Raw genomic sequence first — 11,558 nt, forward strand, 5'->3', positions numbered from 1 at the left:
AGGGGCTTCTGGCCGGCCCGGCGAGGTGCGGCCGGCCCCGGCCCGGGCGGCGCCGGCCGCGCCGCGGGTACCGGCTCGGGCGGCGGCTCGGGCCCCGGCCCGGGCTCCGGACCGGCGGGAGCCGGCGGCGGCACCGGCTCGCCAGCCGCGTTTCCGTCGCCCGCGACCTCGATGCGGACCAGGGGCGCGCCGACGGCGATGCGGTCGCCGACCTCGCCCGCGAGCCAGGCGACCGTGCCGGCGACCGGCGACGGGATCTCGACCGCCGCCTTGTCGGTCATGACGCTGGCCAGGACCTGGTCCTCGGCGACCCGCGTGCCGACGGCGACGTTCCATTCGACGAGCTCGGCCTCGGCGACGCCCTCGCCGACGTCCGGAAGCTTGACGGTCCAGGTGCCCATGTCAGCCCGCCATCGCTTCCAGCAGCGCCTCGCCGACGCGCGCGGGGCCGGGGAAATAATCCCACTCCTGGGCATGCGGATAGGGCGTGTCCCATCCCGTCACGCGCAGGACCGGGGCCTCCAGGGAATAGAAGCAGTGCTCCTGCACCAGCGCCGCCAGCTCCGCCCCGAAGCCGGAGGTCAGCGTCGCCTCGTGGACGACGACGCAGCGCCCGGTCTTCTCGACCGACTCGCGGACGGCGTCGAGGTCGAGGGGCAGCAGGGTGCGCAGGTCGATCACCTCGGCATCGACGCCGAAATCCTCGGCCGCCGCGATCGCGACATGGACCATGGTGCCGTAGGCGAGCACGGTCACCGCGGCGCCCGGCCGGCGGACGACGGCCTTGCCGAGCGGCACCGTGAAATGGCCCTCCGGCACCTCGCCCAGGGGATGGCGGGACCAGGGCGTCACCGGCCGCTCGTGGTGGCCGTCGAAGGGGCCGTTGTAGAGGCGCTTGGGTTCCAGGAATACGATCGGGTCGTCGTCCTCGATGGCGGCGATCAGGAGGCCCTTGGCGTCGTGCGGGTTGGACGGCACCACCGTCTTCAGGCCGGCGACGTGGGTGAAGAGCGCCTCCGGGCTCTGGCTGTGGGTCTGGCCGCCGAAGATGCCGCCGCCGGTCGGCATGCGGATCGTCAGCGGCGCGGTGAAGTCGCCGTTGGAGCGGTAGCGCAGGCGCGCCGCCTCCGACACGATCTGGTCGTAGGCGGGATAGACGTAGTCCGCGAACTGGATTTCGACGCAGGGGCGCAGGCCATAGGCGGCCATGCCGATGGCGGCGCCGACGACCCCGCTCTCGTTGATCGGCGTGTCGAAGCAGCGGGCGGCGCCGAAGCGCTGCTGCAGGCCCTGGGTGCAGCGGAAGACGCCGCCGAAATAGCCGACATCCTCGCCGAAGACGACGACGCGCGGGTCGCGCTCCATGGCGACCGCGAGCCCGTCGCGGATCGCCTCGATCATGGTCATCCGAGCCATCTCACACCCCCGCCCGGCGGCGCTGGCGGACGAGATGCGGCGGCATCTCGGCATAGACGCCCTCGAACATGTCGCGCACCGAGGGCTTGCCGCCGGAATGGAGCGTGCCGTGCGCCTCGGCCTCGCGCTGGGCCGCCAGCACCTCGGCCTCGACCTCGGCCTGGTACTGGGCGTGGCGCTCGTCCGACCAGACGCCGCGGCGGATCAGGTGGTTCTTCAGGCGCGCGATCGGGTCGCCGAGCGGCCAGGCGTCCGATTCCTCCTTCGGGCGGTAGGCCGAGGGGTCGTCCGAGGTCGAATGGGCGGCGACGCGGTAGGTGACGTGTTCGACCAGCGTCGGCCCGAGATCGGCCCGCGCCCGCTCCGCCGCCCAACGGGCGACGGCGTGGACCGCGAGATAGTCGTTGCCGTCGACGCGCAGGGCCGGGATGCCGAAGCCGTGGCCGCGGGCGGCGAAGGTGCCGGCGCCGCCGCGGGCGATGCCCTGGAAGGTCGAGATCGCCCACTGGTTGTTGACGATGTTGAGGATGACCGGCGCCTTGTAGGTCGAGGCGAAGACCAGGGCCGCGTGGAAGTCCGACTCCGCGGTGGCGCCCTCGCCGATCCAGCCCGCCGCGATCCTGGTGTCGCCGGCGATCGCCGACGCCATCGCCCAGCCGACCGCCTGGACGTACTGGGTGCCGAGGTTGCCCGAGATCGAGAAGAAGCCGTGCGACTTGGCCGAGTACATGATCGGCAGCTGCCGGCCGTTCAGCGGGTCGGCCGCGTTGGAGAAGACCTGGTTCATCATCGCCACCATCGGGTAGCCGCCGGCGATCAGCAGCCCCTGCTGGCGATAGGTCGGGAAGTTCATGTCGCCCGGTGCCAGCGCCTTCTGGAAGGCGCAGGCGATCGCCTCCTCCCCCAGGCACTGCATGTAGAAGGAGGTCTTGCCCTGGCGCTGCGCCATCAGCATCCGGGCGTCGAAGGCGCGCACCTTCATCATGTCGCGCAGGCCGGCCAGCGCCGCCTGGTCGTCGAGCGTGCCGGCCCAGGGACCGACCGCCTCGCCGTCGCGGTTCAGCACCCGGACGATGGTGTAGGCATGGTCGCGGATGTCCTCCGGGCGGACGTCGACCGGCGGCCGTGCGACGGTGCCGGCCCGCGGGATGGCGACGCCGCCGAAGTCCGGCTTGTCGCCGGGGCGGACCGCGGGCTGCGGGACATGGAGGCTGAGGGGCTTGGCGTCGGGCATGGCGCGCGTCCGGTCCTCCCGGGTTCGGTCGACGGAATGATGGCCGCAGGGCCAGCCGCCGGTCTACCTTTCCACTTCGACATGGTGCGGATCGGCCGCGACGGGGAGGGCTGGCAGGGCATGGCGTGGAAGCGGATGGTGCTCGAGATCGGCATGGGCACCGACATCCGGGGCGGCGACAGCACCAAGGCGGCGGTCCGGGCGCTGCGCGACGCGCTCTGGCACAATTCGCTCGGCATCGCCGAGCTGGTCGGCCAGTCGTCCGATGCGATGCGCGTCGAGGTGACCATCGGCGTGCCGCGGCCGGAGACGGTCGACCATGCGCAGGTGCTGGCGGTGCTGCCGCACGGCACCGGGACCGTCACCGTCGTCGAGGGCGGCCTCGCCATCCCGCGCGAGGGCCATCCCGATCCGACGCTGATCGCGCACGCCGCCGCCATCGTCCATATCGACCTGCCGGAGGCCGGCCATGGCGCTTAGGCGCGTCATCCTGGAGATGGGGGCCGGCAACGACCTCCATGGCGGCGACTACACCAAGGCGGCGCTCCGCGCCGTCCAGGACGCGCTGCACCACAGCTCGCTGACCTTCATCCGCACGCTCGGCATCGACAAGCAGGCCCTCGTCGTCGACGTCACGATCGGCGTGCAGCGCCCCGAAGCGGTCGACCTCGAACGGGTGAAGGCGAGCCTCCCCGTCGGCCGGGTGACGGTGCGGGCGGTCAAGGGCGGGCTCGACGTCCCCGACCCCGACGCCGGCGACCTCGCCTGCATCGCCAGCGCCGCCATCGAGGTCCGGGTGGAGCGGTAGCGCCGCCCGGTCAGTGGAACGAGCGCCCGCCGTCGACCGCGAGCGCGATGCCGGTGACGAAGCCCGATTCGGCCGAGGTCAGGTAGAGGACGGCGGCCGCCATCTCGGCCGCCGTGCCGAAGCGCCGGATGACGTAGCGGTCGAGGATGCGGCCGATGGCGGCCTCGCGGTCCGGCTCGCGGTCGAGCAGCGCCGCCACCATCGGCGTGTCGACGATGCCGGGGCAGACGGCGTTGACGCGGATGCCGGCCGGCGCCAGGTCGATCGCCAGCGCCTTGCCGAACATGATGAGGCCGGCCTTGGTCGTGCAGTAGGCCGACGCCTCGGCGAGCGGCCGGAGGCCGGCGCCGGACGCGATGTTGACGATGGTGCCGCCGCCGGCCGCCTTGAGATGCGGCACCGCCGCCCGGCAGACATGGAACGGGCCGGTCAGGTTGATCGCCAGCTGCGCCGACCAGTCGGCCGCCGGCATCGTCTCGAAATGGCCGAAGATAGTGATGCCGGCGCTGTTGACGACGCCGTCGAGGCCACCGAGGCCGGCGGCGGCGGCCGCCACCGCATCGCCGACCGAGGCCGGGTCGGCGACGTCGCAGGGCACCGCTAAGGCCGCCGGCCCGAGGGCGCCCGCCACCGTCTCCAGCCGCGCCCGGTCGCGGTCGGCGAGCGCCACCCGCGCGCCCTCGGCGACGAAGAGTTCCGCCGTCGCCCGGCCGATCCCCGAGGCCGCCCCCGTCACCAGCACCCGCCGTCCCGCCAGCCGCATCGCCGTGCCCTCCCCCGGAAATCCACCGGGCGAGCTTAACGCGGTTCCCGGCAGCGGCTACAGTTCTCCCCTCCGGCACGCGGGAGGCCGCAGCATGACCGACACCATCCCCGTCCTCGACCTCGGGCCGCTGCTGGCGGGACGTCCCGGCGCCCGCGAGGCGCTCGGCGCCGAGCTGGCCCGCGCCTTCACGACGGTCGGCTTCTACTTCGTCGTCCGTCACGGCGTGCCGCAGGCGCTGGTCGACCGCGCCTTCGATGCCGCGCGCCGCTTCCATGCGCTGCCCGACGAGGCCAAGGCGGCGCTCGCCATCGACCGCCACAACATCGGCTACATGCCGATGCGCGGCGCCACCACCCGGATCAACGCGCTCTCGGCCAACCGCCGGCCGAACGCCAACGCCGCGGTCTTCTTCAAGCGCGAGCTGGCGCCCGACCATCCCGACGTCGTCGCCGGCACACGCTTCCGCGGGCGCAACCGCTGGCCGGACGAGGCGGCGCTGCCCGGTTTCCGGGCGACGATCCTGGAATATTGCGCGGCCATGGAGGGGCTGGGACGCCGCCTGCTGCCGGTCTATGCCGCCGCCCTCGACCTGCCGGCCGACTGGTTCGGGCCGGCCTTCGCCGACGCCATGTACACCTTGCGGATGAGCCACTATCCGCCGGCCGAGCCGGTGCCCGAGGGCATCGACGGCGACGGCCGGGAATGGGGACTGGCGCCGCACACCGACACCAGCTTCCTGACCCTGCTGGCGCAGAACCGGGTTCCCGGCCTGTCGCTGCGCCTGCCGGACGGGCGCTGGATCGACGCGCCGGCGCCCGACGGCGCCTTCCTCGTCAACGGCGGCAACCTCCTGCGGCTGTGGACCAACGACCGCTTCCTGGCGACCCCGCACCGCGTCCTCAACCGCAGCGGCGGCGAGCGCTACGCCATCCCCTTTTTCATGGACGCTTCGCGGGACTGGCCGATCGAGCCGGTGCCGACCACCGTCGATGCCGCGCACCCGCGCCGCCATCCGACGACCACCTATGCCGAGTTCATGGAGACCTACCAGCGGGCGAACTTCCATCACGCCGCCGACAGCAAGCCCGAGCCGGTGCCGGCGTGAGCACGGGCGGAACCGCCCGGCCGGCCGGGCGTTCCGTCCGGCGCCCGAGCGCGGGCAACCGAAGGGAGGGGCAGTCGCGTCATGAATCTGTCGTTCAGCATGGTCACGTTCCAGCCGCTGCTGGCGCTGGTGCTCGGCATCCTGATCCTCATCGTCCCCCGCGTCCTGAACTACGCGGTCGCCGCCTATCTCATCGTCGTCGGCATCATGGGGCTGACCAGCCACATGTGAGCGGCCGGGGCGGCGGGTGCTGACGGTCCTCGGCCGCGCCCTCCTGGTGCTGGCCGCGATCCCGCTGCTGCTGACCCTCGCCTATCGCTGGATCGATCCGCCGGCGACGCCGCTGATGGCGATCCGCTGGTTCGGAGGCGCGGCGATCGACCACCGGCCGGTGCCGCTCGACGCCGTCGCGCCGGCCCTGCCGCGCGCCATCGTCGCGTCCGAGGACAACCGCTTCTGCTCCCACCACGGCATCGATTTCGCGGCGGTGCAGGAGGCCCTGGAGGAGCACGAGGAGACGGGGCGCCTGCGCGGCGCCAGCACCGTCACCATGCAGGTCGCCCGCAACCTCTTCCTCTGGCCGGGCGGGGGCTGGTTCCGCAAGGCGCTGGAAGCGCCGCTGGCGCTCGCCATCGACGCGCTCTGGCCGAAGCGGCGGGTGATGGAGGTCTATCTCGGCATCGCCGAATGGGGCGACGGCATCTTCGGCGCCGAGGCCGCCGCCCGGCATCATTTCCGCAAGCCGGCCGCCCGGCTGACCCGCACCGAGGCGGCCCGGCTCGCCGCCGTCCTGCCCAACCCGCGGCGCTGGAACGCCGCCCAGCCGACCGCCTACATCCAGCGCCGGACGGCGACCATCGACCGGCGCACGGACCAGCTCGGCCCGGACGCCGTCGCGTGTCTGCCGGCACGGTGAGCGGAAGGGCGGCCGGCGGGCGTTGAACGACCGCATGGTTCAACGCTAGTAGATTGCTGGCGGAGCGCATCTCGCGCCCCGGTTTCCCTCGCATCCTCCCGGATCGGGCGTCGCCATGCGTGTCCAGGGTCATGTCGATCGCATTGCCGGCGGCCGGCTTGTCGGCTGGGCGCGCGATCCCGTGGAGGCAAGGCGCCGCGTGGAACTCTTCGTCTGGTTCGACGGGCGGTTCCACGGGCGGCTCCTGGCGAACCGGAACCGCCCGGACCTGAGGCAGGCGGCGATCGGCGACGGCCGCTACGCCTTTTCCCTGCCCGTCCCGACGGCGCTTGCGGACGGCAGATCGCATGTGGCGCGCGTCGTCGCTGCCGACGGCCAGGACCTGGCCGGGTCCCCGCTGGAATTCCGGCTGACCGCCGCGGTCGACCGCGTCTCGCCGCGCCCGGAACCGGCAGCCCCCGGCGACGTCACGCTCCTGGCGATCGCCAAGGACGAGCGCCCCTATGTCGAGGAATGGATTGCCCACCATCACGGGCTCGGGTTCCGCCGCTTCGTCATCTACGACAACGACAGCAGCGACGGCACCGCCGAGCTGCTGCGGCAGAACCGACGACTTGCCGGCATGGTCGAGATCGTGCCGTGGCCGGGTTCGGCCCTCCCGCCCGGCGAAGCGCCGCAGCATGCCGCCTACGCCCACGCCCTGGGCTGGCTCGAGAGGCGCGGCTGGCTCGCGGTCTTCGACCTCGACGAGTTCCTGGTCCTCCGTCGGGACCACACCGTGCAGCAACTGCTCGCGCGCTACGCCGACGCCGCGGCGCTGGCGATCGGCTGGCGCATCTTCGGCAGCGGCGGCCATGACCGCCACGAGCCGGGCCCGGTCACGCGCCGGTTTCGCCATTGCGGACCGCACCGGCTGGCCAAGAGCATCGCGCAACTGGCGCTGATCGAGCGCATGGGCCCCCATGTCCCCGTCCTCGGAGACGGCAGCGCCTGCGACGAACGGCGCCGACCGCTCCCCGACGGCGATCGCCTGGCGACGCCGAGCTATCGGCAGGCGCAGGTCAACCACTACTTCTCGAAGTCCCGCGAGGAATGGAACCGCAAGCGGGCCCGCGGCCGGCCGGACCTGACGGTCGGCAGGGTCCGTCCCGAGCAGGATTTCGCCCGCCACGATCTTGCCGATGCCGTCGACGACACGATCCAGCGCCACTGGCCGGCGACGATCCGCAGCATGGAGACGCTGTTTCCGGACACGCTCTCGCAATGGCGAAGCGCCGGCTTCGCCGCACCGCCCGCAACCGGTCGGCGATGACCGCGACCGGTCATCTCGACAGCGTCGCCGACGGCCGGGTCGTCGGCTGGGCGTGGGACCCCGAGCGGCCGCAGCGCACCGTCGAGGTGTTCGTCTGGCTCGACGACCGCTTCGCCGGCCGCGCCCTGGCGAACCGCGAGCGCACCGACCTGAAGGCGGCGGCCATCGGCGACGGCCGTCACGGGTTCCAGTTCACCGGCGCGATTCCGCCCGGGACGCGGACGGTCCGGGTCACCACCGCGGCCGGCGAAGACCTGCGGCGGTCCCCGTTCCGCCTGCAGGCCGAGTTGCTGCCGCCCGCCGCGCCGGACCATGACGGCATCACCGTACTCGCCATCGCCCGCGACGAAGCCCCCTACATCGAGGAGTGGATCGCTCACCATCGCGCGATCGGCGTCGACCGGTTCCTCATCTACGACAATGCCAGCACGGACGGGACGGGCGACCGCCTGCGCCGGAACCCCACCCTGGCGGATCTGGTGGAGGTCGTCGACTGGCCGTCGTCCCGCTATGCCCCGACGATCGGCCCGCAGCCGGCGGCCTATGCGGACGCGCTCCCGGCCCTCCAGCGCCGCGGCGGCTGGATCGTCGTCATCGACATCGACGAATTCGTCGTGCCGCTCGCCGACGACAGCCTTCCCGACCTCCTCGCGCGCTTCCGGGAGGTGCCGGCGCTGTCCCTCTGCTGGAAGGTATTCGGCAGTTCGGGCCATGTGGCGCGCGACGACGACCGGCTCGTCCAGGATCGCTTCCGTTTCGCGGGAAGGGCGACCTTGGTCAAGTCGATCGCCCGTGCCGGCGCCATCCAGTCCATCGGCTGCCATGCGCCGCTGCTGACCGGCGGAAGCCCCGTGGACGAATTGCGGCGACCGATCGCCAATGGTTCGGCGGCGCCAAGCCCGAGCTACCGCTGGGGACAGATCAACCATTATTTCGCCAAGTCCTGGGCGGAATGGGAGGCCAAGCGCGACCGCGGCCGCGCCGGACCCGCCGCCGGAGCGCCCAATTGGCGGCGGCCGGACAGCCACTTCGCCGCCATGGACCACGCGCACGAGTACGACCTCGGCATCGTCCGCTTCCGCCCACGGATGCTCCGGGTCCTCGCCGACCTCTTCCCCGACCGGGCGGCCAGGGCCCGGGCCGCGGGGCGAGGCTCGCCGCGACCCGGCACGCGATCGGCCGTTCCGGTCCCGACGCGGCTCCATCCGGAGACGCTTCGACCGTCGGCCGGGCCCGTCCGTGGCCACTTCGACGTCCCCGCCCGATCGGCAGGCCCGGCCCGTCTGCCGGCGGAACGGCCGGCACGAGTGGCGGGCTGGCTGTTCGATCCCGCCGGCCGACCCGGGGGCCGGCGCACGATCCGCCTTCGCTCCGCCGACGACGCCGCCCTCGACTACCTGATCGCCATCGAGGACGACCGGCCGCGGGCCGACGTCGCGCGGCATTTCCCGGGGCTCCCCGAACGCATCACCGCGAACTCCGGGTTCGACGTCACGATCGACCTTCGGGCGATGCCGCACGGTCTCTACCGCGCCCGGCTCGGCGTTCGCTTCGCCGATGGTGCGGCCTGGACCACCCACGATTGGACGATCCGGATCGGCTGACGTCGATCCCGCCCAGGGACGCGCGAAGGGCTCTCGCCGGCGGCGCCGCAGTCGCGGCCGGGTTCCCCGTCGACGGCGTTGGCGCTACCCGCGACCGGCAGCGCATGTTAGCGTCGCGCGGTCGTCTGGCCCGTGATCCACGCATCGATGAACCCGAACCTGATCTTCGACGTCGGCATGGCCGACGGGGCCGACACGCGGTTCTATCTGGCGAAGGGCTTCCGGGTGGTCGCCGTCGAGGCCGACCCGGTGACGGTCGCGCGGGCGCGCGTCGCCTTCGCGCAGGAGGTCGCCGAGGGAAAGCTGGAGATCGTCCAGTGCGCCGTCTCCGACCGCGACGGGCGCCAGACGTTCTACTGCAACCGCGAGCAGCCGAACTGGGGCTCCCTCCGGCCCGGATGGGGCAACGCCGCCGCGCCGGCGATCTCGGCCATCGAGATCGAGACCGCCCGCCTGCCGACGATGTTCGCCCGCTACGGCGTCCCCTACTTCGCCAAGATCGACATCGAGGGACACGACGCGGTCGCCGTCGGACCGCTCGCAGGATGCGACGACAAGCCCGCCTACCTGTCGATCGAACTGCACGATCCGGCCGGTCTGCAAGCGCTCGCGGCGGCAGGATACCGGTCGTTCAAGCTGGTCAACCAGACCATGCTGTGGAAGGTCCGACTGCCCAACCCGCCGCGCGAGGGCGCCGTCGTCCGGATGGACGGCTGGAAGGGGGCGAGCGGTCCCTTCGGCCGCGAGACGCCCGGCCGGGAGTGGCTGTCGCTGAGCGATGCCGCCCGCTTTGCCGAGGCGTTCCTGGAGCTTCACCGGCGACAGGAGTTCCTCGTCGCCGGCTGGATCGACGCCCATGCGCGGCTCGCGACGCCCGGCGTCGACTGAGCCGGCGATGCCGCTCTCCGGCAGCAGCGCATCGCTCGCCATCTGTGCCATCGCCAAGAACGAGGCCAGCTACCTGCTGGAGTGGGTGGCCGCCCACTTCCTGGCCGGCGTCGAGCACATCCGCGTCTACGACAACGAGAGCACCGACGGCACCGGCGTGCTGCTGTCCGCCCTGGCGCGCCACTACCCGGTCGAGCCGGTGCACTGGCCCACGATCGAAGGCCGGTCGCCCCATCACAGCGCGCTGGCGGACGGATACGCGCAGCTGCGTGGACGCTTTGCCTTCGTCGCCGCGATCGACCTCGACGAGTTTCTGTTCGCGGCGTCCGGAGCTTCCCTCGCCGACTGGTTTGGGCGGCTCGATCCGACAGTCGGCGCGGTCGGCGTCAACCAGCTGGTATTCGGGTCATCCGGCGAACGCGAGTTCCGGCCGGACCTCGTCATCTCCCGCTTCACTCGCCGGAAGCCCGATGGCGATCCGGAACATCACTTCGTCAAGTCGATCGTACGGCCGGAACTCGTCGCCAAGGCTCTTGCCCATCGCGCGGAGATCATCGCCGGACGCTACGTCCACTGCGACGGATCCGAACTCGCGGCGACAGGCGATCACCCGGGGAGAGCCGATCGGATTGTCATCGACGATGTTCGGCTGCATCACTACATCCTGAAGTCCGCCGAAGAGTTCGAAGCAAAGCGCGGCCGCGGTGACGCAGCCGCCCCAACCATTGCCCAACGGTTCCGGCGCTATGGGCCCCGGTTCTTCGCAACTCGCGACGAGACGGCGAACCGGCAGATCGACGAGACGCTGGCTGCACGGGCCGATCGCGTGCAGGAGTTGGTGATGGAAATGGCGGGCCGCATTGCCGGGCGCGTTGGCCGCGACCGACTGCGGACTTACTACGAGTTCCTGCGCCCCCCGCTTGCGCCGGAGGTTCCAGCGGCCGCCCGGCCGGACCACGAGCCGGCGCCCGCTCCCAGCCGGCCCCGGCTATACGTCCACATCGGCCTGCACAAGACCGGAACGACAAGCATCCAGGCCTATCTGTCCAAGCATCGGGACCGTCTGGCGGCGGCGGGGGTCTACGTGCCGCTGATCGGCGTGGCGCCGGGATTTGACGGCCACCATCTACTACCGTGGAGCATCAGCCGGCCGAACTCGGAGCATTTGACCGGAGTCGATCCCGATGCGTTGTGGACCAAGCTTCGATCGGAGTTCGACGCCTGCGGGAATCCCTTTGCGATCGTGTCGTCCGAAGAATTTTCCGGCATGCGCGACGACGACGTGGAACGCTTCGGCCGCCTCCTCGATGGCTACGAGATCGTGCCCATCGTCATACTGCGGAGACCGGGCGACGTTCTCGAAGGTGGGTTCCGAACCCACATCGTGTCCGGAGGATCTGGTCCGCTCGAACGGTTTGTCGGCAACAGCCCTCGCCCATACCACGACTACTTCCCCATGCTGATGCGCTGGCGACGTCTCCCGGGTGTGTCCGCGATGATGATCGGCAG

Annotated in this window: 13 protein-coding genes; 9 read left to right on the forward strand and 4 right to left on the reverse strand. The window is 71.9% G+C overall.

Annotation, left to right across the window (positions count from 1 at the left end; translation table 11 throughout):
• From ACE3Q3_RS20025 to ACE3Q3_RS20035, 3 genes are all read right to left on the reverse strand, one after another.
• The coding region (locus tag ACE3Q3_RS20025; protein WP_374449011.1) for a biotin/lipoyl-containing protein at positions 1-401 on the reverse strand (401 nt) is incomplete at its 3' end.
• A 1-nt stretch (position 402) separates the two neighbouring features.
• The gene (locus ACE3Q3_RS20030; RefSeq protein WP_374449012.1) at positions 403-1,416 is read right to left on the reverse strand and encodes an alpha-ketoacid dehydrogenase subunit beta; all 1,014 of its coding nucleotides are present in this window, start codon (positions 1,414-1,416) and stop codon (positions 403-405) included.
• A gap of 1 nt (position 1,417) precedes the next feature.
• Positions 1,418-2,650: a 3-methyl-2-oxobutanoate dehydrogenase (2-methylpropanoyl-transferring) subunit alpha gene (locus ACE3Q3_RS20035; protein ID WP_374449013.1), complete on the reverse strand. Its 1,233-nt coding sequence runs from the start codon at positions 2,648-2,650 to the stop codon at positions 1,418-1,420.
• A gap of 120 nt (positions 2,651-2,770) precedes the next feature.
• On the opposite strand from ACE3Q3_RS20035, the gene ACE3Q3_RS20040 reads away from it, so the two are divergent.
• Both ACE3Q3_RS20040 and ACE3Q3_RS20045 read left to right on the forward strand, forming a co-directional pair.
• Positions 2,771-3,130, forward strand: coding sequence for a Lin0512 family protein (locus ACE3Q3_RS20040; RefSeq protein WP_374449014.1), 360 nt, complete (start codon positions 2,771-2,773; stop codon positions 3,128-3,130).
• A complete protein-coding gene (locus ACE3Q3_RS20045) occupies positions 3,120-3,458 on the forward strand; it encodes a Lin0512 family protein (protein ID WP_374449015.1) in 339 nt (112 codons plus the stop codon). The genes ACE3Q3_RS20040 and ACE3Q3_RS20045 overlap by 11 nt, the downstream gene beginning before the upstream one ends.
• A 10-nt stretch (positions 3,459-3,468) precedes the next feature.
• Here the strand turns inward: ACE3Q3_RS20045 and ACE3Q3_RS20050 are convergent, their stop codons facing one another.
• A complete protein-coding gene (locus ACE3Q3_RS20050; protein ID WP_374449016.1) occupies positions 3,469-4,221 on the reverse strand; it encodes an SDR family NAD(P)-dependent oxidoreductase in 753 nt (250 codons plus the stop codon).
• A gap of 94 nt (positions 4,222-4,315) precedes the next feature.
• Between ACE3Q3_RS20050 and ACE3Q3_RS20055 the strand changes: the two genes are divergently transcribed.
• The 7 genes from ACE3Q3_RS20055 to ACE3Q3_RS20085 form a co-directional block, all read left to right on the forward strand.
• Positions 4,316-5,329 (forward strand): isopenicillin N synthase family dioxygenase, encoded by a 1,014-nt coding sequence (locus tag ACE3Q3_RS20055; RefSeq protein WP_374449017.1) that lies wholly within the window; start codon positions 4,316-4,318, stop codon positions 5,327-5,329.
• Positions 5,330-5,410: 81 nt separating this feature from the next.
• On the forward strand, positions 5,411-5,560 hold the full coding sequence (locus ACE3Q3_RS20060; RefSeq protein WP_374449018.1) for a DUF3096 domain-containing protein: 150 nt from the start codon (positions 5,411-5,413) through the stop codon (positions 5,558-5,560).
• A 16-nt stretch (positions 5,561-5,576) separates the two neighbouring features.
• On the forward strand, positions 5,577-6,245 hold the full coding sequence (gene mtgA / locus ACE3Q3_RS20065; RefSeq protein ID WP_374449019.1) for a monofunctional biosynthetic peptidoglycan transglycosylase: 669 nt from the start codon (positions 5,577-5,579) through the stop codon (positions 6,243-6,245).
• A 199-nt stretch (positions 6,246-6,444) separates the two neighbouring features.
• Positions 6,445-7,557, forward strand: coding sequence for a glycosyltransferase family 2 protein (locus ACE3Q3_RS20070; RefSeq protein WP_374449020.1), 1,113 nt, complete (start codon positions 6,445-6,447; stop codon positions 7,555-7,557).
• Positions 7,554-9,161 (forward strand): glycosyltransferase family 2 protein, encoded by a 1,608-nt coding sequence (locus tag ACE3Q3_RS20075; RefSeq protein ID WP_374449021.1) that lies wholly within the window; start codon positions 7,554-7,556, stop codon positions 9,159-9,161. Before ACE3Q3_RS20070 ends, ACE3Q3_RS20075 begins: the two co-directional genes overlap by 4 nt.
• Before the next feature lie 132 nt (positions 9,162-9,293).
• Complete coding sequence (locus tag ACE3Q3_RS20080; RefSeq protein WP_374449022.1) at positions 9,294-10,049, forward strand: FkbM family methyltransferase; 756 nt, start codon at positions 9,294-9,296, stop codon at positions 10,047-10,049.
• On the forward strand, positions 10,018-11,558 hold a 1,541-nt coding region (locus ACE3Q3_RS20085), incomplete at its 3' end, for a glycosyltransferase family 2 protein (protein ID WP_374449023.1). The genes ACE3Q3_RS20080 and ACE3Q3_RS20085, both read left to right, overlap by 32 nt.

Source organism: Allostella sp., assembly GCF_041913585.1.
Classification (GTDB): Bacteria; Pseudomonadota; Alphaproteobacteria; order ATCC43930; family Allostellaceae; genus Allostella.